The following is a 24,090-nucleotide window of genomic DNA, read 5'->3' as shown; positions in this document are numbered from 1 at the left end:
CGGGCTCAGGCGCGGTCGTCCCGGGTGACCCGGCGGTGCCGGACCAGCAGCCGCCCGTCCGCGTCCCGGACCAGCAGGTCGCGGGTGACGCACATCAGGTGCAGCCGCGGGGCGCCGCCCCGGGGCGTGGCGATGATCTGGGCGTAGCTGCGCACCACCAGCGAGCCGTCCTGCTGCGGTGCGACGTCCACCGACAACAGCAGATGCCGGTGCTGCTCGCCCTTGTCGCGCAGCTCGGCGTGCGCCTGCTCGACGCCGGCGGTCAACGCCGCCCGGCCGACGATCGGCTGTGGGGCCGAAGGGGCGGCGAACACCCCGTCGGGGGTGAACGTTTCGGCCCACTCCCGGGCCGCACCGCTGTCGAGCAGGTACATGTGCCGGGCGTAGAACTGTTGGACCTCGGCGTACACCCGAGCGAAGGCTGTCCGGTCCACGACGTTCTCAACTTGCACGGTCATCGGTGCCGCCCTCTCTGTTTCGCCTCGTCGGCGGTGTCGGTGACCGCGATGCTTCCGCACCTCGCTAGAGAAGCCCTCGCGGATCGGAGGGACGGTTCGGCGCCAGCGCCGCCTGGATGCGGAGATCGACCGCGGGCTGCGCCGGGCAGGGGTACGCCTCTTCTCCCCACGGTTTCTTTCGGCGGCTCACCGACAACGCCGGCGTCACGGCCGGAACGCGGACAAGACGAGGCCGCCCCCGGCGACTCTCGTCGGCCGGGGGCAGCAGCTGCGCCTCATCGTCCCAGGCGGTGCTGGCGTGTTTCGTCAGCGGCTCAAGGACCGGTACTTGCTCATCGACAACGGCAGGAAGATCACCACCAGCACGATCGGCCAGATCACCGCCATCGTCGGGTAGTGCTGGACCGCCCAGGAGTCGCCACCCCAGCCAGGGTTGCCGAACAGCTCCCGGATCGCTCCGACGGTCGCCGACAGGGGATTCCACTCGGCGATCGCGCCCAGCCAGCCGGGCATGGTGGCGGGAGAGACGAACGCGTTCGACAGGAAGCCGAGCGGGAACTCGAGAGTCTGCACGCCGGCCACCGCCTCCTGACCTTTCATGACCAGGCCGAGGAAGATGCCCACCCAGACCAGGGCGAAGCGCAGCAGCAGGATCAACCCGAACGCGGCGAGGGTGTCGCCGACGCCGCCGTGCGCGCGCCAGCCGACGGCGAGGCCGGCCAGCAGCATCACCGCGAGGGTGACCACCGCGAAGAGCATGTCGGCCACCGCCCGCCCGATCAACGGGGCCAGGGGGGAGACCGGCATCGACCGGAGTCGGTCGGTGACGCCGCGGTCCAGATCGGCGGAGACGGCGAGCGTGGTGAGACTGATGCCGAACACCATGGTCATGGCGAACATGCCCGGCATCAGGAACTCGCGGTAACTGCCGCCCCCGGGCACCTGCAACGCGCCGCCGAACAGGTACGCGAACATCAACACCATCACGATGTTGAACCCGAGGGAGGCGATCAGCGGCCCCGGATTACGACGCCAGTGAGCCAGGCTGCGCTGGGTCAGGGTGATGCTGTCGCCCAGCAGTGAGGGGCGGCCGTGCACCACGTCCGGCGACGCGGTGCCGGGCAGGGTCGCACTGGTCACGCGGGAACCTCCTCGACGTTCTCCGAGCGGGCCGGGCCGGCGTTCGGCTCGTCGCCCTTACCCTTCTTTCCCTTGCCCTTCTTCGCCTTCCCGGCCGCCTCGGCTTCCTCGACGGTCTGCGGGCGACGGCCGGTCAAGTGCAGGAAGACCTCGTCCAAGGTCGGGCGACGCAGCGCCACGTCCTCGACGGCGACGCCCGCCGCGTCGAGCCCTCGCAGCACCTCGGTGAGCGCCGCGGCGCGGTGCCCGACCTGGGCGCTGACGAACCGCCGATCCGCGTCGACCTCGGGCTCGGCCCCGGCCACCTGACGAAGCTGCGCGCTGGCCGCCGCAAGGTCGGCAGCGTCGTGCACAACCAGATCGATCCGGTCGCCTCCGAGCCGGGCTTTCAGGTCGTCGGGCGTGCCCTCGGCGATGACCTTCCCGGTGTCGATCACCGAGATCTGGTCGGCGAGCTGGTCGGCCTCGTCCAGGTACTGAGTGGTCAGCAGAACGGTGGTCCCCGAACGGACCAACTCCCGAACCGACACCCACACCTCGTTGCGGCTACGCGGGTCGAGCCCGGTGGTCGGCTCGTCGAGGAAGAGCACCGACGGCGTGAGGATCATCCCCGCGGCCAGGTCGAGCCGGCGCCGCATGCCGCCCGAGTATGCCTTGACCGGCTTGTCGCCGGCCTCGGCGAGCCCGAACCGCTCCAGCAGTTCGCCGGCGCGCTGCCGAGCATGTTTCGTACCGAGGTGGAACAGCCGGCCGAAGATGACGAGGTTCTGATAGCCGCTGAGAACCTCGTCCACCGCGGCGTTCTGTCCGACCAGGCCAATGCGGTAACGGACCTGGTCGGCCTGGCGCGCCACGTCGAAGCCGGCGACCTCGGCCCGGCCCTCGTCAAAGCCCAGCAGCGTGGACAGGATCCGCACGGAGGTGGTCTTTCCGGCCCCGTTGGGGCCGAGCAGGCCGCACACCGAGCCCGGCCGGACCTGTAGATCGAAGCCGTCCAGGGCGTACCTGTCCCCGTACCGCTTACGCAGTCCCTCCGCGACAATCGCGTAATTACCCGCTGTCACGTCGCTCCTCCCTGAGCACCACAACACCTGTCGAAGACATTTAACGTACACCATACGGTAGCGCATACGGTAGCGCATACGGCAGAGGTGCGCGTCGTCGGCGCGGCGACGACACCGAAGAGGGAGAACGCCCGGCGGGATCCGGTCAGCCGGGAAAGACCTGGGCCCGCGTCGTCCGGCTCGCGATGAAGACCTCGATGCCGTCGAGCATCCGCTCCAGCCCGAACTCGAAGGCGTGCTCCGGCGAGTAGGAACCACCGTGAGCGGCCCCGGCGGCGGAGCCGACGCGAGTGGCGACGGGGTAGCGCGAACCATCCACGAACGCACCGAGCAGCGGACCGCAGACCCGCCACCACTGCTCGTCCGTCAGCCCGCTCTCCCGCTCCAACACGGATGCCTCGACGGCCCGCCGGGCGGCCCCCTCGGCGTAGTCGGTGACCAGGCGCACGACCGAGTCCATCTCGACCTCGGTGAGACCGAGTCCCTCCACGGCCCGCAGCTCGTACTCGTATTTGGCTGTGGCGTGCGGACCGAGCGACGGGCGGCCCACCGGGATGCGCAGCACCCAGGGGTGCCGGCGGTAGAGCGCCCAGTTGGCCCGTGCCACCTGCTCCAGCGCCGCCCGCCACCCGGCCGGCAACTCCCCGGCGTCCAGGGTCTCCCCGTACACGGTGTCGACCATCAGCTCGATCAGCTCGGCCTTACCGGGCACGTACGTGTAGAGCGACATCACGCCCACCCCGAGCGCCTGGGCCAGCCGGCGCATGGACAGCTCGCCCAGTCCGTCCGTGTCGACCATGTCGATGGCCTCCCGGACGATCTTCTCCACGCCGAGATTGGACCTGCTGCGGGCGTCCGGGCCGCGCGCGCCCCACAGCAGGGCCAGGCTCCGGGCCGGATCGGCGACACCCCTGCCCCGGTCGTCCGGACTCATCGTCCCTCCATGGTCGGCCTAGCCGTATGACGTACGATACAATATACGCAGACGTGCGTGTCCATCGAAAGAGCCCGACCCGTGGTCCGGCCGGCTCACCCCGCGGCGGGCACCGGCGGGCGCCAACCGATCGTCCGCAGCCAGTCGGCGAACGTCCGCAGGCCCGGGTGTCGGGCCCGCAGCGCCGTGATATCCGCCGCGTAACCATCGGTTTGGAACCACTCGAACATCACCGCGATCTCGTGGCTGTACGGAATCCACGGATCCGCAGCGACCTCGGCGAGACTCAGCTCGTCGAACCGGGCGGGCATACCGGCCAGTTCGCCGAAGCGCGCGGCCAACTCCGGACCGGTCAGCTCGTCCCCGGCCAACTCCAGCGACGCCCCGACGTACGTGTCGGGGTCGTCGAAGGCTTGCGCGGCGAACACCCCGATGTCCTCCGCGGCGACGAGCTGCACCGCGGTGTCCGGACGCAGCGCCAGCCGGACCACGAGCGCACCGTCGACCACCTGCGGGCCGAACGCGGCGAAGTTGTCCATGAAGAAGGTGGGACGAAGCACGGTGGTGGGGACGCCCGACGACCGCAGGTGCCGCTCGATGGCCCACTTGCTCTCGAAATGCGGCACCCCGCTGGACCGGTCGGCCCCGCCGACGGAGCTGTAGACCAAGTGGCGGACCCCTGCTATCGCCGCCGCGTCGGCGACCGCACGGCCCTGGCGGACCTCGGCGCCCAACCCGCCGGGGGCCATGAAGGTCTGCACGCTGAACACCCCGTGCACACCAGCCATGGCTGCTCGCAGCGACGCGGGGTCGTTGAGGTCGCCGGTCACCAGGGAAACGCCGGCCTTTGCGAGCGCCTGGGCGGCGTCGGTGCCGGGGTCGCGGACCAGGGCCCGCACCGGGCGGCCCCGGGCGATCAGGGCTCGGACGGTGGCGCCACCCTGGGTACCGGTCGCGCCGGTCACGAGGACGATGCCGCTGCTGTCGGCCATCGAAGGATCCTCTCTGGAGTGCGGGGTCATTTGAACAGGTGGGCGTTTTCGGCCGCCCAGTCCCGGAACGTGCGCGGCTGACGGCCCAGCAGCCGCTGGATGGTGTCGGTCGTGCGCCCCCAGGGGACCTGGGCGCTGTGCAGCGCCGCCACGTTGGTCACGGCGGCGGGCCGGTCGCCGGTGATCGATGCGAACATCGCCACCACCTCCGCCGGAGCAGCCACCTCGAAGTCGAGCTCCCGCCCGGTCACCTCGGCGATGGTGCGCACCTGCTCGGCGGAGGTGAGCACCTCCGGCCCGGTAAGTTCGTACCGCTGGCGGGCGTGCTCAGCAGAGGTCAGTGCCGCCACCACGACGGCAGCCAGGTCGTCCGGGTCCAGCGGGGCACCCGGATTGTTGCCCACCAGGCAGCGGACCCGGCCCTGCTCCCGGATGGACTTCGCCCACCACAGCGAGTTGGTGTGGAACGGCCCCGGCCGCAGCAGGGTGGCGTGGGGTGCGACCGCGCCGATCAACTCCTCGGCGGCCCGGTGCTCGTCGCCGATCCGGTGTCGCACGGGATGCAGCACCGCCGACGACGACAGCAGCACCAGCCGCCGGACGCCACCGACCCGCCGGACCGCCTCGGCGAACCCCCGGGCCTGGGTTTCCACGTCGCCCACCAAGCAGACGAACGCGGCGTCCACGCCGGCCAGCGCGGCTGCGGACGAGTCGACCTGAGCGGGGCTGCCGGCGATCACCTCGACGTCGGCGGGCAGGTCGGCCCGGTCGGGGTCTCGGCTCAGAGCGCGGACCTGGTGGCCCGCCTCCCGCAGGCGGGTCAGCACGTGTCCGCCCACCTTTCCGGTCGCGCCGGTAACAAGGATCATCGCGTCTCTCCTTTGCTGGGAGGGGAATGGGCCGTGGCGCGGAGACCCGGCCGGCGATCGCGCCAGCCGGGCCCCCGCGAGCGGGGGACGGTCAGTGCCGCCAGCCCTCGGCAGTTGGCCACGGCTCGTCGAGCTGGCGGTAGGTGCCCAGGTAGTCCGGCCAGTCACGGTGGTCGCGGATCTTGCCGTCCACCAACTTGATCAGATGGATCTGCTCACCGGAGAAGCGCCGGCCGGTCGGCTCCATCCCGACCAGGTTGCCGACGTGCCTGCCGTAGAGGACCAGGTAGGCGCGCACCCAGTCGCCCTTCTCCTCGTAGCGGACCTCCTCCAGGTGGACGTCCTCAGAAAAGGTCATCCGCAGCCACTTCACGGCCATCGCGAAGGCGGCCGGGCCGCGCAGGTCCATGTGTTCCAGGGACGCCGGGTTGAGGTAGTCAGGGTGGATGTACTCGGCGACGTCCTCGGTCTGTCCGCTGTTGTACGCCGCCACCATTCGACGTACGGCGTCAATCTGCACACTCATGCGGCCTCCTCGGCTCTCGGGTCGGGTCTCGGATCGTGCGGATGGGACAGTCAGCTGGTGCCGGCGAGGGTCTCGTTGGTCAGGTCGAGCAGCGCCCGGGGGGTCTCCGCACGGGTGACGGCGTCGTCGGCGAGGCGAGCGCCGAAGCGGCGCTGGATAACGCTCGCGGTCTCCAACAGGGCCAGCGAGTCGTAGCCGAGGTCGCTGAAGGGCACATCGAGAATGTCGCCCTGGAGGCCGGCGGCGTCGTCCTCACCGGCGCACTCGCGCAGGATGTCCCGTAGGACCGGAAGTTCGAGGGTCGTCATTCGCTCTCCTTGAGGGTCGGTGCGGGGCGGCCTTCTCGGTGCCGGCGGCCCCACGACGGCGGTGGGTTGGTATCCGGTCGGAACAGGCGGGGTGGGACCGTTCAGGCGGTGACGACCAGCGCGGAGTTGAACCCGCCGTGGCCGCGTGCGAGGACCAGCGCGGTGCGGACCCGCGCCTCGCGGGTGACGCGGACCAGGTCCAGCTCGTGAACGGGCGCCGGCTCGGACACGTTGACCGTCGGCGGTAGCACCCCGTCGCGGATGCTGAGCAGCGCGTTGGCCACGTCGAGCGCCGCGCCGCCCGCCCCGAGCCGGCCGGTCATGGTCTTCGGGGCGGTCACCGGCACGCCATACGGCCCGAACACCGCCGCCAGCGCCCGCGCCTCCGCAGCGTCCAGCTCCGGCAGGCCGACCGCGTCGGCGAACACGACGTCCACGTCGGTCGGGGCGATCCTGGCGTCGTCGAGCGCCGCCTCGATCGCCCGGCGCAGGGAGGGCTCCCGGCCGGAGCCCGGGGGCGGGTCGAAGGTTGCCGCGTAGCCGGCGATCACGCCATACCGCGGTCGGGCACCCCGCGATCGGGCGGACTCGGCTGACTCGACGACGAACAGCGCGCCACCCTCCCCCGGCACGTACCCCGCAGCGTCGACCGAGAAGGGCAGGTACGCCGAGCGCGGATCGGTGCGGCGGCTCAGGTGCCCGCTGGCCTGATGCGCCACCCAGCCCCACGGGCAGAGCCAGCCATCCACCCCACCGCTGATCATCATCGGTAGTTCGTCCCGCACCTGCCGGCGGGCCTGCCCGAGCACGTCCAAACCGCCGGCCTGTTCGGTCACCAGCACGCCGCTGGGCCCACGTGTGCCGTGCCGGATGGAGATCTGACCGGTGTTCACCGCGTAGAACCAGGCGAACGACTGGTAGGCGCTGACGTGTTCGGGGCCGCGGCTCCACAGCTTCTCCAGCTCCCGGTGGCCGAACTCGAAGCCACCGGCGCTGCTCGCGGTCACTACGCCCACCCCGAACTCGCCCATCGCCGCCACGTCGACCTCCCTGTCGGCGAGCGCGGCGTCGGCCACCAGCAGGGCCAACTGGGTCATGCGGTCGGTCTGCGGGATGAGCCGCCCCGGCAGGTGTTCCCGTGCTTCGAACGCCGGCACCTCACCGGCCAGCCGACTGGAGTATCCCGAGGCGTCGAAACGGGTGATCGGGCCGATGACGCACCGGCCCGCGAGGGTTTCGGCCCAGTGGGTCTCCCTGTCGAGACCGGCCGGGCTGACCACGCCCAGCCCGGTGATCAACGCCGCCGTCATGCCGCGCCCCGCCCGGGGCGGCGCAGCACCATGGCGCTCTGGAAACCACCGAAGCCGCTGCCGACGCTGAGTACGGTGTCCACCCGCCGTTCCCGGGCCCGCAGCGGCACATAGTCCAGGTCGCACTCGGGGTCAGGTTCACGCAGGTTCGCCGTCGGTGGCACCACGCCGTTCTCCATCGCCAGCGCGCAGGCCGCGATCTCCAGCGAGCCGATGGCACCGAGCGAGTGACCGATCATCGACTTGATCGAGCTGACCGGGGTGTCGTACGCGTGCCGCCCGAGGCTGCGCTTGACCGCCGCCGTCTCGTGCCGGTCGTTCTGCTTGGTACCGGAGCCGTGGGCATTGACGTAGTCCACTTCGGTCGGCGCGCTGCGGGCCCGCGCCAGCGCTACCCGGATCGCCTCGGCCATCTCCACACCATCGGGCCGCAACCCGGTCATGTGGTGCGCGTTGGCCCGGGAGGCGAAACCGGCCACCTCTGCGTACAGGTGGGCACCCCGACGGCGGGCGTGCTCCAGCTCCTCGAGCACGAAGACCGCACTCCCCTCGCCGAGCACGAACCCGTTGCGGGTGCGGTCGAACGGCCGGGATGCTGTCGCCGGGTCGTCGTTGCGCGGGGTGGTCGCCTTGATCGCGTCAAAACACGCCACGGTGATCGGCGAGATGGGGGCGTCGGTGGCCCCACACACCATGACGTCGGCGCTGCCCTCGACCACCAACTCGGCGGCCCGGCCGACCGCGTCCAAACCCGAGGTGCAGCCGGTGGAGACCAGGGAGACCGGGCCCTCCGCGCCGACCTCCCACGCCACCTCGCGGGCGATCGCGCTGGGCACCAGGTAGTCGAACAGGTGGGGCACGGCGTGGCTCTCGTCAACCAGCCACCGGGCGCCGCCATCGCTGACCACGACGTACTCGCGCTCCAGGCTCATCGTGCAGCCGACCGCGCTGCCGATCACCACGCCGCGTCGGGTCGGGTCGGTACGCTCCAGGTCCAGCCCGCTGTCGGCGAGACTCTCTCGGGCGCTGACCACCGCGAACTGGGCTGCCCGGTCCATCCGCCGGGACTGCTGGTGTGAGAGCCCGGCGCGCAGCGGATCGAAGTCACACTCGGCCGCCACCTGCGAGCGGAACGGCGTCGGGTCGAAGAACGAGATCCTCCGGGTGGCCGTCTGGCCACTGACCAGCAGGTCCCAGAAGGACTTCGTGCCGTTCGCGCTCGGTGCCAGGACTCCGATGCCGGTGATGACGGCCCGGCGGGTCATCGGGTGTGCCGCCCTGGGCCGATACCGCCGGCAGCGGCCGGGGCCGCGTCGTGGTGCACGGCCGGCCGGTAGAGATTCGGATCGCTTGTCGCCAGGGCCCGCAGAGCGATGGCGTGCGGGGCGAACCCCGGCTGGGCCAACGCCCGGCGGAACGACTCCTCATCCCGCCAGTACGCGACGTTGACGTACGCGCCGGGCTGCTCCGCGTGCCGGGCCAGAGTGTGCGCGACGAAGCCCGGCTGGCTCGCCATGAACTCCGAGGTCTCGGAGAAGGTTCGCTCAAAGTCCTCCGTCGAGGCGTGCACGGTGAACCGGTTGACGAAGACAACCGCGTCCCGTTCCGCAGGATCGAGTCCGCCTGCCCGCATGTCCAACACACTCCCCATGTCCGAGCCGGTACCGAGCCGCGGGTGCCGCGGTTCGTCGTGTCGACCGTGGACGGGTCGGGTCGCATCTGCCTTGAACCTCGCTGGAAGTCCGCCGGCCGGGGCAGCGCCAATCCGCCGGTCGAGAGAGTCTCGAGCAGCCACTGGCAGTCTCGACCGCACCTGTGGAGCCGACGTGAGGAGGCACGAGATGCCAGGGCAGAGCGGTCCGGTCGCGGTGGTGACCGGTGCGACGAGCGGGATTGGTCTCGCGGTGACGAAGGCCCTCGCCGAGCAAGGTCACCGGGTGTGGATCTGCGCCCGGAACACGGCGGCGGTCGAGCAGACCGCCAGCGAGTTACGCGACAAGGGCCTTCAGGTACGCGGTAGCGGGTGCGACGTCCGCTCCGGCGCCGAGGTGCACACCCTGCTGCGCACGGCGGTGGACGCCTGGGGCCCGGTCGGGGTGCTGGTCAACAACGCCGGGCGCAGCGGTGGCGGGTCGACCGCGACGATCAGCGACGAGCTGTGGAACGACGTGGTCGAGACGAACCTGAACAGCGTCTTCCGGGTCACCCGGGAGGTGCTGACCACGGGCCGGATGCTCGATGCCGGCTGGGGCCGGGTGGTGAACATCGCTTCCACCGGAGGCAAGCAGGGCGTGATCTACGGGGCGCCGTACTCGGCCTCCAAGCACGGGGTGGTCGGGCTGACCAAAGCCCTCGGCCTGGAGTTGGCGAAGACCGGCATCACCGTCAACGCGGTCTGCCCCGGCTACGTCGAGACGCCGATGGCGCAGCGCGTACGCGGCGGCTACGCCGACTTCTGGAACACCACCGAGGACGACGTACGGCAGCGGTTCGAGGCGAAGATACCGCTGGGCCGCTACTCCACCCCGGAGGAGGTGGCCGGCCTGGTCGGCTACCTGGTCACCGACATCGCCGCTTCGATCACCGCCCAGGCTCTCAACGTCTGCGGTGGCCTCGGCAACTACTGAACCGACCCGACCGACCCGAAATGGAGAACCGCGTGAACCAGCCGCCCTCTGCACACACCGAACACCGCGAGATCGTCTCCGCTCCGGCCAGTACCGTCTACAACCTGGTCCTGGACGTGAGCCGGTGGCCACTCGTCTTTCCACCCACCGTGCACGTGGAGTACGTCGAATCCGGCTCCACCTCGGAGGTGATTCGGATCTGGGCCACCGCCAATGACGCAGTGAAGGGGTGGACCTCGCGCCGGGAACTCGATCGGCAGGCTCGGCGGATCCGCTTCCGGCAGGTGGTCTCCGCCCCGCCGGTAGCGTCGATGGGCGGTGAGTGGATCATCGAGCCGACCGCGGACGGGCGCTCCCTGGTCCGGCTCACCCACGACTTCCGGGCCGTCGGCGACGACCCTTCCGCCATGGCCTGGATCCATCAGGCGGTGGACCGCAACAGCCGTTCGGAGTTGGCCGCGGTGCGCGCCGCTGTCGAGTCGCCGGCCGAGAGCGACGGCCGTTTGCTGGTCTTCGACGACGTGGTTCACGTCAACGGCGCGCCGGGCGACGTGTACGACTTCCTCAACGAGGCGGGTCACTGGGACCGCCGGCTGCCGCACGTGGCTCGGGTGCGGCTGACGGAGGAGGACCCCGGCGTTCAACTGCTGGACATGGACACCACCACCCCCGACGGCTCGACCCACAGCACCCGGTCTGTGCGGGTGTGCTTCCCGCACCGGCGCATCGTCTACAAGCAACTGCGTACCCCGGCGCTGATGTCCGTACATACCGGTCAGTGGTCGATCGAGCCGCACGAGGACGGGGCGATGGTCATCTCCACCCACCGGGTGGTGCTGGATCCGCAGGCCATTCAGGGCGTTCTCGGTCCGGATGCGACCCTGGGCGACGCCCGCACGTACGTTCGAGCCGCACTGGGCCGAAACAGCACCGCCACGATGTACGCCGCCAAGGAGTTCGCCGAGGGTCGGCGCCTGGCCACCCGGTCGTAGCCCGAGCGCGGGCGGGTCAGGTGACCGAGAGCGCCCCGTCGACTGCGAGCACCATGCCGTTGGCGTACCCAGCGCCGGGCTCGGTGAGCGCGACGACCCACCAGGCGATGTCCTCCGGTACACCGACCCGCCCGGACGGGATGCGCGGCAGCATCGAGGCGAGGAACTCGTCGTACGCCTCCCGGGACATGCCCGCGCGGACGGCGACCTCGGTGTCGACGAGCCCCGGGGCGATGGCCACCACCCGGATTCCCCGGGGTGCGAGTTCCACCGCCCAGGTGCGGGTCGACGCGTCCAGTCCGACTTTGGTGGCCGCGTACACCGAGCTGCCCGGCATGGCCCGCAGGCCGAGCGACCCGGCGGAGCTGATGTTGACCACTGTGCCACCGGTAGCGGCCAGCGGTGCGACGGCCCGCTGCGTAAGCAGGATCGGCGCCAGCAGGTTGGTCGCCACCTCGGCCCGGACGCTGGCCGGGTCGAGTTCTTCCAACGTGGCGAAGCCCGCCGTCGCGGCGTTGTTCACCAGGACGTCGAGGCGGCCGCACTCACGCAGGGCTGTCTCGACGATCACGTCGGGTGCCGCGGGATCGGTGACGTCGATCGGGAGCACCGAGATGCCGTCTCGGTGTTTCGCGGTCTCCGCGAGGGTGCTTTCCGACCGGCCCACCACCAGCACCCGGTCGCCCCGATCGGCGAACGCGTGCGCGGTCGCCCGTCCGATACCCGTTCCGCCGCCGGTCACCACGACACCCCGCGGTCGGTTTGCACGGTCGGTCCTTGCGCTGGAATCGTTCATGGCCCCACGGTAGAAACGGCCGCTCGAGGCCGGCTGGGGCGAGCGCTCGGCCCGCCACCGCCCGCCGGGACGTCGCATCGCACACCCGACCGAGCCTGGGCCACGTCCCGACCTGTGGCATGCCCGGCACCGTCCAGGACGCAGGACGACCGGGCGGTGAGCCCCGGGGGTCCGGCGGGTCCGCTCACACTGAGGTAGGTAATCGGTCTGTCATACCCGCCAATACCAGGGCGCTCGCAAGCGGCGCTACTTTGCGTTACCGGACTGCCCGGCACACCCCTTACAAGCTGGGCGGAGAGCGGCTCGAATTCCGCTCGACGATAGCTCAAGGTAAATCAACGGTTGCGCAGGGCGCATGTCAGTGCATACGATACATCTCAGCTTCCAGCAGCATTGGAACTGGAGACGGGGGTCCCCATTGTCATCGACGCGCATTCGCGACGTAACCCATTTTTTGTCCTCAAAGAATGGGCGCGACACCGAGTGATGCGCCGGGCGAGCTGCTCCGGAATGCCCCGAGCGCCCGAAGGCGTTGCCCTCTAGCAGGCAAGTCTTCCTCGCCGCCGCCACCCAAGGCCGACCTGTTCGGCCTTCTGTGATGCAGGTGGTCACGGGTGGCAGATATGCACGGCGAACAACTGCCATGCCACGATCCCAGCCAAAACCCGGCAATTGATGGCGCCCACCAGAGAATGGGGCGTCGACAATTGTCCGAGAATTGCTCTGGATCCCAGCAATGAGCGGGTCGAGCAAATGCGGGAATGTCAAAACGGAGGAGATCAATGTACGCGGTGCAGATTAATCTACTCGGTCCGTTATCGGTTCGCGTTAATGGAATTGACGTAACTCCCACAGCCCCTAAAACCCGCCGCGTGCTGGCGCTGCTGGCTATCCACGCCAACCGCGTCGTGCCGAACCAATTGCTTATCGAGGAACTGTGGGACGACAAGCCTCCGCCGAGCGTGACCACGACGTTGCAGACGTACGTCTACCAGCTCCGTAAACACCTGAACACCAGACTGCCCAGCATGGGCAGACCCCCGCAGAGCGAGCGACCGCGGGGCGAGGCCCTACGCACCTACGCGGGCGGATACCTGCTGTCCCTCAGCCCCGACGCGCTGGACTGGTTGCGCTTCGAGCAGCTGACCCAGCGCGGGAGGGCAGAGCTGGAACGGGGCGAGGTCGTCACCGCCGTACGGACTCTGCGCGAAGCCCTCGCCCTCTGGCAGGGGCCGGCGCTCGTCGACATCAATCCCGGCCCTCTCCTCCAGGTGGAGGCGTTGCGCCTCGACGAGATCTGCAAGAGCGCGCTGGAGCTACGTATGGACGCGGACCTCCGGCTGGGACGCCACCACGAGCTCCTCGGTGAGCTGACCGGGCTGGCCGCCCGGCAGCCCACCCACGAAGGATTTCAGGGCAAGCTCATGCTGGCGCTGTACCGGGCCGGACGGCGCTCCGAGGCGCTGGACGCCTATCAGCGGGCCCGCGAAACTCTCGTCGACGAGCTCGGCGTGGACCCGTGCGACGACCTCCAGCACCTGCACCGGGCGATCCTCGCCGGCGATCCGGCGCTGAACGTGCCTGGCGCCAACACACTGCGCAACGCGCCTCGGGTGGATGCGGACAACCGGATCAAGCGGGAAGTCGAGTGGGCACAGGCGCGCCCCGCGTAGTCGGATCGTCATGATCCGCTCCGCCGTCCGATCGGTCGGGCGGCGGAGCACGAGTTGTCAGCCGGGGCCTCGGTAGGGCCGTCAGGCAGCCTGACGGAGACGATCGAATTCGGCCAGCCAGACCGGCAACTCGTCGCCGGCGCGCAGCAGTTCGGAGCCGATCAGCAGGCCCCGATAGCCAAGCCGGAGGAGGCGAGCCGCGTCGGCCGGATCAGCTATGCCGCTTGCGCTGACCGGGCACGGCGTCCCGGCGGCCGACACCTCACTGAGCAGCCGCACGCTGCGGTTCAGGTCGGCGGGAGCCCGCTCGCGGCTGGCGATGTCGCCGTTGCTCACCGCTATGACGCAGTCGACCGCCCGAGGCACCGCCCGCACGTCGGCGGGCGTCGCCACCTCCACGAACGGCGTGAGCCCTCGCTCCAGCGCCCCGGTCACCAGCATGTCGAGGCTGGCCCGGGCGAGCAGCCGGGCGGTCAGCAGCACCGCCGACGCGCCCAGTCGCACCGCTCGGTCCAGATCCCGTCGGCGGGTGATGAAGTCCTTCTGCAGCAGGGGAAGCCCGGTCAGCGAACGCACCTCGCGCAGCATGTCCTCGGTGCCTCCGAACCAGTGACCGGTGACCACGGACAGGCAGGGGGCACCAGCCCGCTCGTAGGCCGCGACGATCCGGGGCAGCGAACGGCCGCCGAACAGGTCGGCACCGGCACCGTCGCGGCGCTTCAGCTCCATCACGACCGGACGGTCCGCCTGGCGGAGGGCGTCCATAAAGGTGGCATCCATGGTGATGACCCCTGCTCAGTCGTCGGCTGGGTTGTCGGCGTCCGGCCCCGCTGCACTCGAACGCCAGGCACTGATGAGTTGGGCGACCCGCTCGGCGTCCAGTCGGCCCCGACGGTCGCGGGCCGCGCCGTCCACGTCGACGCCGTGGTAGAGCGGGTGGGAGACGACCGCCTCGCACGCGGCACGGTTGGTCGGGGAGATACCTCCGGCAAGCAGGAACGGCCGGGTGCACCGGTCGACGACGGCGAGCGCGGCGGCCGCGCCGACCATGGTCCCGGTGCTGCCCACCCGGCCCGCGGCCAGAGCATCCAGCAGGAACAGATCTGTCCCGGCGCGCTCGTACGCCGGGATGATCCGCTGCTCCGGGCATCCGCCCTCGCCGACGTGCAGCACTTTCACCACGACAAGACCCGGCTCGGCCTTGAGCCGGCGGACCAGGGCGGGTGGTTGCCAGCCGTGCAACTGCACCCACCGGGCACCGGTGCGGTCCACCACGTTCCGCAGCCGGCGCTCGTCGGTGAGGGTGGTGACGAGCACCGGGATCGGGGAGGCTGCGCCGACCCGAGCGACCAGCGCGGCGGCGCGGTCCACCGACAGGTCCCGCGGCCCATCGGCCACCCCGCACCACACCCCGACAAGGTCGGCGCCGCAGTCGCGCAGCAGATCGACGTCCCGTCCGGACTCGACTCCACAGATCTTGACCACCGCCACGGGTCAGAGCCCCAGCATGGCGGCGATGCGGTTGCGCTGGATTTCCGAGGTGCCGGAGTAGATGGTGCCGGCCACCGCGTTACGCAGCTCCTTCTCGACTCCGTACTCGGTGGTGTATCCGTTGCCACCAAAGATCTGTACGGCGGCGAGCGCCGAGGCCACGTTCGCCTCACTGGTCACCACCTTCGCCACGGCGACGTCCATCGTGACGTTCGCACCCGCGACCATCCGGCTTGCCGCACCGTAGAGAGCAGCGCGGGCGGTACGCACGCCGATCTCCATGTCGACGATCCGGTGTGCGACCGCTTGGAACTTCGCGATCGGGCTACCGAACTGGTTGCGCGTGCGGGCGTACTCCCGGCACCGGTCGACGCGGTTCCGCATCTCCCCCGCGTTGATCGCGAAGCCGCAGAGGATCTCCCACTTCATCACGTGGTCGAGCACCAGAAACCCGCCGCCGACCCTGCCCACCACGTTGGCTGCTGGCACCCGGCACCCGTCGAGGTACAGCTCACCGAACGGCGAGGTGCGCAGGCCCATCTTGGCCGTCGGCGGTCCCACGACCAGGCCTGGGGTTTCTCGCTCGACGAGGAAGGCGGTGATCCCCAGTGGGCTGCCGGGCTCCCCGGTACGGGCATACACCACGATCAGGTCGGCCACGGGGCCGTTACTGACGAAGGCCTTCTGACCGGACAACACGAAATGATCGCCGTCGCGGACGGCGCGGGTACGCATCGCCAGCGCGTCCGAACCGCTGTCCGGCTCGGTGATCGCATGCGCGCCGATCAGAGCACCGGAGGCGACCTCCGGCAGATAGCGGTCCTTCAGGGCTGCCGAGGCGAAACGCTGCACCGCGATGGCGGTGCTCGCCAGGTGGGTCGACACAGAGAAGTTGAGTCCGGCGTCCCGGCAACCCTCACCGAGACCCTCCAGGACGTACATGGTGGTGAGCAGGTCCTGGCCAAGACCGCCCCAGCGCTCCTGTACCGGCAGACCCAGCAGCCCGGCGCGTCGGAGCACCGCCCACTTCTCGCGGGGAAACTCTGCCCTGGCGTCCAGCTCCACGTGCTCGTCGTTGAGCACGTGGAGCCAGGGAGCCAGACCGTTTCGCAGGGCGTCCTGGTCAGCGGTCCAAGTGATCACTTGCCGACTCCAATGAGGTCGTTACTACGGATCAGTACTGCGAGAAGCCCTCGGGATCGATGTTGTGCTGCTCGTCCCCTCTCAGGGCCGGGCTGAACACGCACACCAGACGCAGGTCGCCGTGCGGCCCTGCCACCAGGCAGTGCGGATCGTGCTTGTCCAGGGCGTACAGCACGCCCGGTCGGATCGGGTAGGTGTTACCCGCCAGGTCGATGACACTGCCCTCACCCTCGAGGCAGTAGCAGGCCTCCAGGTGCCGGCGATACTCCAGCCGAGCCATCGTGCCGGCACGGACGGTGGTGTCGGTGATGGAGTAGCCCATTCCGTCCGACTCGAGGAGGAACCGTCGGCTGAGGCCGTTGCCCCAGTCGACAGTGGTCACGTCGTCCAGTTCCCTGATAATCACCGATGGGTCCCTTCTTCTGACAATTGGTCGACGATCCCCATTGATCGCAGGAATGTGTCGAACCCGGCCAGCAGGTCCTGGCCAGTCCGTTCGGCCCGCTCGATGGCCTGCACGGCGGCTGTGCCGACGACGGCGGCGTCCGCGCCGATCGCGCGGATCTGAAGGAGATCGGCGCGGGTGCGTACCCCGAAGCCGACGGCGACCGGCACGCGGCTGCCCGCGCGGACGGCGGCGACCACCGAGCCCAACCCGGCGTAGCCGCCCGCCGGAGCGGTCCCGCTACGCCCGTAGGCGGCGACGACATAGACGTATGCTGTGGCGTCCCGTGCCGCCACGGCACGTACCGCTGGTGGTGAGGTCGCGTAGCAGGTGGTGACCACCGGCAGGCCGACGTCGACGGCCTGGGCCAGGTGGCGTTCGCGCAGACGCGGCGGCAGAGCGTGCACCAGCAGACCGTCGGCCCCCGAATCGGCCACCCGCCGAACGAACTCGGCGTCGCCCATCGGTCGCACACTGTGGCTCCAGTCGGCCAGCAGGGCGATCCGCAGACGGCGGAGCCGCGGTCGGATCTGCGCGACGAATGCCAGCACCTCGGCGAGGTCGGTGCCGCGACGCAGCGCCCGCTGGGCTGAGCGGCGCAGCACCGGACCGTCGGTGACCGAGCCGGGAAACGGCACCGCCAACTCCAGGCAATCGACGCCGCGCTCGTCGAGCAGGATCGCCAGTTCGGCGAGCCGGTTCGGGGGCGGGTCACCGCCGGTGACAAACACCGCCAACCCGGGACCGTCGCCGCTGCGGGCGGTGAAGAACTCAGCCACCGCGGCGCACCCTCGGCCGCGCCGCAAGTGGCGCGGCGTCACGCATCCGTCCGACCAGCTCCAGCGCCGCCCCGGACCGGATGGCCTCCTCGGCCCGCGCCATCGCCTCCGGCCAGCCTGTCACCGGATCGAGGGCGACCCGCAGCGCCGCCGCGTTCAGGCAGACCGCCCGCGTCGCGACCTCGCCGCGCCGTCCGGCCAACACATCGAGGAAATCCGCCACCAGGTCCGTCCCGGGCGGCGCCGGGTGCAGGTCCGCGAGCGTGCCGGGCCGCTCGGCCAGGCCGATGTCGGCCAGGCGTACGGGCGGTCCGCCGTCGGCGGTGTACAGCAGGTCGTCGGCGAATCCGGTCAGCTCGTCAGCGCCCAGGGCGTTCGTGCAGAACCAGATTCGAGGCTTACCGAGGGCCACCGCCAGTCGGCGCAGGGTCGGCAGCAGCCCGTGGTCTGAGACCCCGGTCAGCTGAGCGGTCACCGGCGCCGCCGCGAGGACCGGGCCGAGGACGTTGACGAATCGGCCGATTTCCCGCATCCGCATCGGAAAGATCGCCCGAGCCAGCAGGGACACTTCCGGCGGGTAGACAAAGTAGCCGGCGAAGGCCAGCCCGAACCGGTCGAGCGTCTCACCGGTCTCCTCGTACGCGTTGCTGAGCGGGATGCCGAGTTGCTCCAGCAGGTCGAAGGAGCCCCGGCCGCCGCTGTACGCCCGGGCACCCGTCTTGATCACCCGCAGCCCGGACGCCGCTCCGACGAAGGCTGCCGCGGTGGAGATGTTGAAGGTACGAGGCCCTCCACCGGTGCCCACGATGTTGACGCTCTCGTCGTATTGCACCGGCGGTGCGAGACGGCGCTCGTCGAGCGAGGCGAGCATCGCCTCCACGGTCCCCACGTCCGGTGGACAGGTAGCCAGGGAGGTCAGCAGGGCCACCGCCTCCCCCCGCCGGATCTCACCCGCGTGCAGGCCGTCCCAGAAGGAGCGCCAGCCGGGCAGGTCGATCGGCTGACGAGGGGCGAGCAGGGCAGCGATCACCTGGTGCACGACTAGGACGCCTCAACCGAGTGCGTGGCTGTCAGCGCCACGAACGTGTCGATCGACCGGATCGACCGAAACTGCTCCGGGGACAGCTCCAGATCGTCGGCGGCGATCCCGAACCGATCCTCCAGCCAGGCGATCACCTTGAGCAGGCCGAGGCTGTCAATGATCCCGTTGTCGATGAGGTCGAGATCGACGTCCACGTCGCCGGGGGACATGTCCGGCAGGAACTCCTCGACGACGAACTGCGTGATGACCCGTGCGTGCTGCAACTCAGACTCCTTCCGGGAAGCTGCTGGCGAGGTGTGCCTGCCGTACGGCAAGGCGGTCGACCTTGCCGGTGGAGGTCCGCGGCAACGGCGCGTCCACGACACGGACCGTCTCCGGGATGGCGCCGCGCGGCAACGCTCCCGCGGAGTGCTGGCGCAGGGTCAGGCTGTTGAGGGCGCTGCCGGGGGCCCGCCGGACCACGGCGTGTAGCCGGGAGCCCACCAGCGCGTCGGGCACGGCGAGCACCACCGCGTCGGCGGCGTCCGGGTGCGCGAGGAGCGCCTGCTCCACCTCGGACAGATCCACCCCGACCCCGCGTACCTTGACCCGGTGGTCGTCCCGGCCGCAGAGGAACAGCCGGCCGTCGGCATCTCGACGCACCAGATCGCCACTGCGGTACCAGGCCGGGCCGGGGCGTCCGGACGGGTCCGGGCCGAACCGGCCGCTGCCTGCGGCTGCACCCAGGTAGCCGCTGCTCTGGAAGGGGGTACGCACCCACAGTTCCCCGTCCCCCGGTCCGGTGACGATCGTGCCGTCGGGCGCGACGACGGCCGCGTCGACCCCGGGCAGCGGCTGGCCGAGCGGCACAGGCCCATCGAACGGGCCGTCTCGGTCAATCTCGCAGAGGAAGCTGTCGTTGGTCTCCGTACAGCCGTAGAGGTTGTAGAGGCGGGCCGAGGGGAATACGGCAGGCAGCCGGCGCAGCACCTGGGTCGGCATCGCATCGCCGGTGAACACGACCTGCGTGACGTCCGGGTAGACCCGGGGCACCGCATCGGACGCCTGCCTCGCACCCGCGATGTCCGGGGACGCGGCGTCGGAATCGGGGCCGGCGAGCAGGCCGAACAACATCGGTACGGCCTGGACCACCGACACCCGTTCCCGGGCCAGCAGGGTTGCCAGGGCGCCGGCCCGCAGCGCCTCGTCCGGGTCGACCAGCACCACCGTGCCGCCTCGACCCAACGTGGTCCAGACATCCAACAGGCACAGGTCGAAGTTGAGCGGGGCGTAGTTGAGCACCCGGACTCCGGGGCCGATGCCGAACCGGTCGGACGCCCAGGCGACGAAACGATCGACCGCGTCGACTCCGAGCGGCACCACCTTGGGCAGGCCGGTCGAGCCGGAGGTAGTCAGCATGAACGAGGTACCGGCCGGCGCCCGTCCAGCAGCGACACCGGGGATTCGCAGCGTGTCCTGCGGTGACAGCACCTGCCGGCAGCCCGCCTGACCAAACAGCTCGCGGAGGGTGGCCGACGGCAGGTTCGGCGCGGGCAACAGGAACGGCCGCCCCGCCTGGAGCACGCCGAGAATCAGCGCCACAGCCTCCGGTGACTTGTCCGCGAGCAGACCCACCGGCTCGCCGTCGTCCAGGTCGAGCGCGGTCACCCGGTCCCGGGCCTGCGCCGCCAGGTCCAGCAGCATCCCGTAATTGATCTCCCGGGCCCGCCAGACCATGGCCACCGAGTCCGGGTCGGTCGTCCCGGTACGGACGATCGAGTCCACCAGTTCGGACTGCACCTTCATGTCAGGTCCTATTCCGGTCGTGGGCGAGCATCAGTCGTCGAGGAGGGCGACGGCCCTGGTCCATCCGGCGCCCGCGCCGGCCACTCGAATCGGGAAGCAGACGACCTCGAAGCCGTACGGAGGCAGGGATTCCAGGTTTGCCAGGCGCTCGACCTGGCAGTACTCCCGGTCCCGTCCCGCGAAGTGAGCGGGCCAGAGCACCGATCGGTCACCGGTGGACTGCCAGCGGGCGAGGATGTTCGTGAACGGGGCGTCCAGGCTGAACGCGTCGGTGCCGATCACCCGTACCCCGGCGTCGAGGAGCAGGTGCACGGCGGGCCCGTCGAGCCCGACGAAGTCTGTGAAGTAGCGCGGCGTTCCGGCCCACGCGCTCGCACCAGTGCGCAGCAGCACGATGTCCTGCGGCTGCGGTGTGCGCCCGATCCGGGCGAACTCTTTCTCCAACTCGGCAGCGCCGACCACGCCGGGCTCTTCGGCGGCCACGTTCAGCACCAGGCCCGGCCGGTGGAACCATTCCAGCGGCAGCTGATCGATGTGCCGGGGCACTCCGGTGCCGTATCCGGCACGGGAGCCGTAGTGCGACGGGGCGTCGACGTGCGTCCCGGTGTGACTCGTCAGGCTGAGCCGGTCCAGCGAGAGGAACTCGCCGTCGGGCAAGATGTCCGGGTCGAACTCAATCCCGAAGTGCTCGCGCATCTCCGAACTCATGTGCAGGGCGCCCTCCCTGGGGCTGAGCACCTCGTGCCTGACCGGATCCGGCTCGTACGCGGCCGCGTCGATCGGGGACGACAGGTCGATGATCCGCACAGCTACCTCCTCGGCTCCCGTCAACGGTCGCTATCAGCGCTCGAGAGGCGTTGGAAGCCGGCTGGACGGGCGAGCCACGACGGCACCGGCCGCGCCGTGCGCTCACGCCGGACCCAGGAGGGTCGGCCCCCGGCCCGCGGGGCCCGCGGCCGTCCCGGGCCGCCGGCACCCGCCGCCGCGTTGCTACGGGTGCAGCGGCAACGATCGAGGAGCCCCGCCGCGAATCTGGGTGGTCCGCGTTGACAACGCCTTCCGGTGCGTGGTGAGCACGGCGGCGGCCCGCCCCCTCCACAGCGTGATCCACGATGGCCCTGCCCAGGCGGCTCAGGGGTAGCCGGGCAGGGGACCTGCGCTGCCCGGCAGGTGGTAGACCACCAGTGTCTGCTCGGGCCGCTCGGCGACGTGGAACGCGGTGTGCGACACGGTGATCACACCCAGCCGGGGATGCCGGAAGCGCTTGCGGCCCGCGTGACTGAATTGGATGTCGTACTGCGGCCACCACTCGCGTACTTCGGGGCTGGCCTCGCTCAGCTCGGCTACGAGCCGGGTCACGCGCGGGTGGCCGGGATGCCGCCCCGCGATCGCCCGTAGCCGGCCCAGGATGTCGCGCGCCTCCCGCTCCCAATCGACCAGGATCTCGCGAGCGGCGCGCTCGGTGAACATCCACCGCACGACGTTGCCGCCCGGCCCGGTGCCACCGAACAGCTCCGCGGCGGCGTCGTTGATCGCAAGCAGGTCGTAACAGATGCCGGTGACGTACGCGGGATTGTCGCCCAGCAACGCCGGGACGCCCGCGACCTCGGGTCCGACCTCCTCAGGGGCGTCCTGCTCAGGGGTTGCGTCCCCACCGGCCAGGCGGCGCAGGTGCTCCTGCTCGGCGGCGGTGAGCCGCAACGCCCGCGCCAGAGCGTCGAGCACCTGGCCGGAGGGGCGTACGTCGCGACCCTGCTCCAGATAGGTGAGCCAGGTGGCGCTGATGCCGGCCAGCAGGGCCAGTTCCTCGCGACGCAACCCGGGCGTGCGGCGGCGCCCGGTAACCGGCAAGCCCGCGTCGGCTGGGGTTACCCGCTCGCGGCGACTACGCAGGAACGCGCCCAGCTCGAGACTCACCCTAGAACCTCCAGTACCAGAATAACGCGACTCTGGATACTACCTTAGCGAACTGCGACGCTTGATCCATGCGAGCTTGGACTGTTGCTTCACAAGACGATGACGTGCGCCTCTCGGAGGTTCCCGAGCCGGCGCTCCAAGGCGGTGGCGTGCTCGTGGAGGTGCTCGCCGCGCATCTTCCGGCGTACACGAAAGCGGTGGTGAGAGGAAACCGCGGCGGCTTGCCCATCCCGCTGACCTTGGGCCCCTCCTGCATCGCTCGGGTGACCGACGTCGCGCCCGACGTGTTCCACGTGGCCCCCGGCGACATCGTGCTGGACACGGCGCTGCTCGACGCGGGCGGCGCCGACGAGATCCTGGTCGGCTGGGTCGGCCTGGGCGGCTCTGGCGTGGGCAGCGCGCGCACGGAACGCATGCGTACGGTGTGGCATGACGGCGTCTTCGCCGAGCGCGCGCTGTGCGCGAAGGAAACAATGGTCAAGTTGCCCGGCGCCGAAGACTATCCGGAACCGGCCCGCCTGTCGTTCCTGCCGTGGCTCTGCATCGCCGCCACGGGCCTGCACGCCGCCGGCCCGCTGGCCGGTCGCGACGTTGCGGTGATCGGCGCGACGGGTCAGCTGGGTGGCGCGGCGGTGCTGGTGGCGTTGGCGGAAGGCGCGGCGACGGTGACGGCGGTGGGCCGTAACTCCGAGGCGCTCGGTCGGCTGGCCGAGCTCGCCCCCCGCGTACGCACCCACCAGCTGACCGGTGACCGTGCGACGGACGCGGCAGCGATCGGCCCGGTGGACGTGGCCCTGGACACCCTCGGCGCCACGCCGACGGCAGACGCGACCATGGCCGCCTACGACAGCTTGCGGAGGCACGGCACCCTTGTGCTCATCGGCGGCGTACGACAGAACCTCACGATTCCGTACGGCGACCTGATGCACCGCCGGCTCAATCTGCGCGGCTCCTGGATGAGCGACGACGAAACGGTGACCACAGTGTGGAACCTGGTCCGCTCCGGTCTGCTGGATCTTTCCGCGGTGGAGCTGTTGACGGTCGGCCTGGACGACCCACCCGCCGCCCTCGACCTTGCAGAGCGGACGACGGGCCTCCGCTTCGTAGCCCTTGTCCCCTGACCGTCCCTTGCCATTCCGATTGCGAGCGATCGGGGGGAAGCCGACGCGGCCGCCAGCGAGCCCGGAGCCGGACGACCCGGCAGCGCGTCGAGGTGCTGATCGCCGACAGAGGCTACGCGCATGACCCGACGCGTCGAACTCTGCGGCAGCGAGGGATCCGGCACGTCATCCCCGAACGCTCGGACCAGGGCGCCCGCCGGGCCGCCAAAGGCAGCACCGGCGGGCGACCGCCCGCCTTCGACAAGGTGATCTACAAGAAGCGCAACGTCTGCCAGTACACGTTCGACCGTTCGTGCACTCAGCCGCGACGCCTCGGGCCTGGATCACGTACGGGTAGCGAGCGGACCGGATCCGCGCCTGCCCGGATCGGTAGCTCGTGCCCACCGTGATTGGATCGCGGCCGACTCGGGCGCACAAACCGTGCCCCCGAGTCGGCGCGACAATCGGCAGCCCGTTACCGGCGGCCGAACTTGGCACTCACCTCTGCTACTGGTCAGGCGGGTACGAACTGCCACTGTTGGTTGGTGCCGCCGGTGGCGGTCCACTGCACGACCTGCGTCCCGTCAGTGGTCGCCGCGCCGTAGACGTCGGCCAGTAGTCCACTGCTGCGGCTGACGATGGTGTAGTAGCCGTCACCGGTGGGCCGCAGGTACCACATCTGGTTGGTGCCGCCGTTTG

General features: G+C 70.4%; 27 protein-coding genes and 1 pseudogene. 5 read left to right on the top strand and 23 right to left on the bottom strand.

All coding sequences use genetic code 11. From position 1 onward, the window contains the following. Window positions 1–5 precede the first annotated feature (5 nt). The 11 genes from C7C45_RS29720 to C7C45_RS29670 form a co-directional block, all read right to left on the bottom strand. Window positions 6–458 carry a nuclear transport factor 2 family protein gene (locus tag C7C45_RS29720; RefSeq protein ID WP_110567657.1) on the bottom strand — a complete coding sequence of 151 codons (453 nt, stop codon included), beginning with the start codon at window positions 456–458 and terminating at the stop codon, window positions 6–8. Between the two features lie 306 nt (window positions 459–764). Continuing rightward, entirely contained in the window at window positions 765–1,598 is an 834-nt protein-coding gene (locus C7C45_RS29715) for an ABC transporter permease (RefSeq protein WP_110567655.1), read from the bottom strand. Further along, a complete protein-coding gene (locus tag C7C45_RS29710; RefSeq protein WP_110567653.1) occupies window positions 1,595–2,662 on the bottom strand; it encodes an ATP-binding cassette domain-containing protein in 1,068 nt (355 codons plus the stop codon). Before C7C45_RS29710 ends, C7C45_RS29715 begins: the two co-directional genes overlap by 4 nt. Window positions 2,663–2,807: 145 nt before the next feature. Beyond that, window positions 2,808–3,596, bottom strand: coding sequence for a TetR/AcrR family transcriptional regulator (locus tag C7C45_RS29705; protein ID WP_110567651.1), 789 nt, complete (start codon window positions 3,594–3,596; stop codon window positions 2,808–2,810). Window positions 3,597–3,691: 95 nt separating this feature from the next. Continuing rightward, the gene (locus tag C7C45_RS29700; RefSeq protein WP_110567649.1) at window positions 3,692–4,588 is read right to left on the bottom strand and encodes an NmrA/HSCARG family protein; all 897 of its coding nucleotides are present in this window, start codon (window positions 4,586–4,588) and stop codon (window positions 3,692–3,694) included. Window positions 4,589–4,614: 26 nt separating this feature from the next. Beyond that, entirely contained in the window at window positions 4,615–5,457 is an 843-nt protein-coding gene (locus C7C45_RS29695; protein WP_110567647.1) for an SDR family oxidoreductase, read from the bottom strand. 91 nt (window positions 5,458–5,548) lie between these two features. Beyond that, window positions 5,549–5,983, bottom strand: coding sequence for an ester cyclase (locus C7C45_RS29690; RefSeq protein WP_110567645.1), 435 nt, complete (start codon window positions 5,981–5,983; stop codon window positions 5,549–5,551). 50 nt (window positions 5,984–6,033) lie between these two features. Beyond that, complete coding sequence (locus tag C7C45_RS29685; protein WP_110567643.1) at window positions 6,034–6,291, bottom strand: acyl carrier protein; 258 nt, start codon at window positions 6,289–6,291, stop codon at window positions 6,034–6,036. 101 nt (window positions 6,292–6,392) lie between these two features. Beyond that, complete coding sequence (locus C7C45_RS29680; RefSeq protein ID WP_110567641.1) at window positions 6,393–7,601, bottom strand: ketosynthase chain-length factor; 1,209 nt, start codon at window positions 7,599–7,601, stop codon at window positions 6,393–6,395. Continuing rightward, complete coding sequence (locus tag C7C45_RS29675) at window positions 7,598–8,866, bottom strand: beta-ketoacyl-[acyl-carrier-protein] synthase family protein (RefSeq protein WP_110567639.1); 1,269 nt, start codon at window positions 8,864–8,866, stop codon at window positions 7,598–7,600. The genes C7C45_RS29680 and C7C45_RS29675 overlap by 4 nt, the downstream gene beginning before the upstream one ends. After that, window positions 8,863–9,252: an antibiotic biosynthesis monooxygenase family protein gene (locus C7C45_RS29670; RefSeq protein WP_244200642.1), complete on the bottom strand. Its 390-nt coding sequence runs from the start codon at window positions 9,250–9,252 to the stop codon at window positions 8,863–8,865. The genes C7C45_RS29675 and C7C45_RS29670 overlap by 4 nt, the downstream gene beginning before the upstream one ends. Before the next feature lie 190 nt (window positions 9,253–9,442). Between C7C45_RS29670 and fabG the strand changes: the two genes are divergently transcribed. Next, window positions 9,443–10,228, top strand: a complete 786-nt coding sequence (fabG, locus tag C7C45_RS29665; protein ID WP_110567637.1) for a 3-oxoacyl-ACP reductase FabG — start codon at window positions 9,443–9,445, stop codon at window positions 10,226–10,228. Between the two features lie 20 nt (window positions 10,229–10,248). Further along, window positions 10,249–11,220 (top strand): aromatase/cyclase, encoded by a 972-nt coding sequence (locus tag C7C45_RS29660; protein WP_110567635.1) that lies wholly within the window; start codon window positions 10,249–10,251, stop codon window positions 11,218–11,220. Window positions 11,221–11,236: 16 nt separating this feature from the next. Here C7C45_RS29660 and C7C45_RS29655 read toward each other — a convergent pair whose 3' ends face one another. Then, the gene (locus tag C7C45_RS29655; protein ID WP_110567633.1) at window positions 11,237–12,016 is read right to left on the bottom strand and encodes an SDR family NAD(P)-dependent oxidoreductase; all 780 of its coding nucleotides are present in this window, start codon (window positions 12,014–12,016) and stop codon (window positions 11,237–11,239) included. Window positions 12,017–12,777: 761 nt separating this feature from the next. Between C7C45_RS29655 and C7C45_RS29650 the strand changes: the two genes are divergently transcribed. Further along, window positions 12,778–13,689, top strand: coding sequence for an AfsR/SARP family transcriptional regulator (locus C7C45_RS29650; protein WP_341866524.1), 912 nt, complete (start codon window positions 12,778–12,780; stop codon window positions 13,687–13,689). An 81-nt stretch (window positions 13,690–13,770) separates the two neighbouring features. Here C7C45_RS29650 and C7C45_RS29645 read toward each other — a convergent pair whose 3' ends face one another. From C7C45_RS29645 to C7C45_RS29600, 10 genes are all read right to left on the bottom strand, one after another. Beyond that, the gene (locus C7C45_RS29645) at window positions 13,771–14,469 is read right to left on the bottom strand and encodes a beta/alpha barrel domain-containing protein (protein WP_110567631.1); all 699 of its coding nucleotides are present in this window, start codon (window positions 14,467–14,469) and stop codon (window positions 13,771–13,773) included. A gap of 15 nt (window positions 14,470–14,484) precedes the next feature. After that, window positions 14,485–15,180: a phosphoribosylanthranilate isomerase gene (locus C7C45_RS29640; protein WP_208641437.1), complete on the bottom strand. Its 696-nt coding sequence runs from the start codon at window positions 15,178–15,180 to the stop codon at window positions 14,485–14,487. A gap of 3 nt (window positions 15,181–15,183) precedes the next feature. Next, complete coding sequence (locus tag C7C45_RS29635; protein ID WP_110567629.1) at window positions 15,184–16,323, bottom strand: acyl-CoA dehydrogenase family protein; 1,140 nt, start codon at window positions 16,321–16,323, stop codon at window positions 15,184–15,186. Window positions 16,324–16,354: 31 nt separating this feature from the next. Next, window positions 16,355–16,729, bottom strand: a complete 375-nt coding sequence (locus C7C45_RS29630; RefSeq protein WP_110567627.1) for an ectoine synthase — start codon at window positions 16,727–16,729, stop codon at window positions 16,355–16,357. After that, the gene (trpA, locus tag C7C45_RS29625; protein ID WP_110567693.1) at window positions 16,726–17,547 is read right to left on the bottom strand and encodes a tryptophan synthase subunit alpha; all 822 of its coding nucleotides are present in this window, start codon (window positions 17,545–17,547) and stop codon (window positions 16,726–16,728) included. Before trpA ends, C7C45_RS29630 begins: the two co-directional genes overlap by 4 nt. Beyond that, the gene (locus C7C45_RS29620) at window positions 17,540–18,586 is read right to left on the bottom strand and encodes an anthranilate phosphoribosyltransferase (protein WP_110567625.1); all 1,047 of its coding nucleotides are present in this window, start codon (window positions 18,584–18,586) and stop codon (window positions 17,540–17,542) included. Before C7C45_RS29620 ends, trpA begins: the two co-directional genes overlap by 8 nt. Window positions 18,587–18,588: 2 nt before the next feature. Then, entirely contained in the window at window positions 18,589–18,852 is a 264-nt protein-coding gene (locus C7C45_RS29615) for a phosphopantetheine-binding protein (RefSeq protein WP_110567623.1), read from the bottom strand. 1 nt (window position 18,853) lies between these two features. Beyond that, window positions 18,854–20,374, bottom strand: a complete 1,521-nt coding sequence (locus C7C45_RS29610; protein ID WP_110567621.1) for an AMP-binding protein — start codon at window positions 20,372–20,374, stop codon at window positions 18,854–18,856. Window positions 20,375–20,404: 30 nt separating this feature from the next. Continuing rightward, entirely contained in the window at window positions 20,405–21,181 is a 777-nt protein-coding gene (locus C7C45_RS29605; protein ID WP_110567619.1) for a cyclase family protein, read from the bottom strand. 324 nt (window positions 21,182–21,505) lie between these two features. Continuing rightward, a complete protein-coding gene (locus tag C7C45_RS29600) occupies window positions 21,506–22,291 on the bottom strand; it encodes a helix-turn-helix transcriptional regulator (RefSeq protein WP_110567617.1) in 786 nt (261 codons plus the stop codon). 263 nt (window positions 22,292–22,554) lie between these two features. On the opposite strand from C7C45_RS29600, the gene C7C45_RS29595 reads away from it, so the two are divergent. Next, window positions 22,555–23,412, top strand: a complete 858-nt coding sequence (locus C7C45_RS29595) for a zinc-binding dehydrogenase (protein WP_244200640.1) — start codon at window positions 22,555–22,557, stop codon at window positions 23,410–23,412. Window positions 23,413–23,466: 54 nt separating this feature from the next. Continuing rightward, a pseudogene (locus C7C45_RS35940) lies at window positions 23,467–23,702 on the top strand (transposase); the annotation flags it as partial. 203 nt (window positions 23,703–23,905) lie between these two features. Here the strand turns inward: C7C45_RS35940 and C7C45_RS29585 are convergent. Continuing rightward, window positions 23,906–24,090, bottom strand: a 185-nt coding sequence (locus C7C45_RS29585; RefSeq protein WP_146247444.1) for an RICIN domain-containing protein, incomplete at its 5' end; no start/stop codon positions are given.

Source organism: Micromonospora arborensis (genome assembly GCF_003205615.1).
Taxonomy (GTDB): domain Bacteria; phylum Actinomycetota; class Actinomycetes; order Mycobacteriales; family Micromonosporaceae; genus Micromonospora; species Micromonospora arborensis.
The sequence above is the reverse complement of the archived record's forward strand: the minus strand, read 5'-3'. Positions and strand labels throughout refer to the sequence as shown.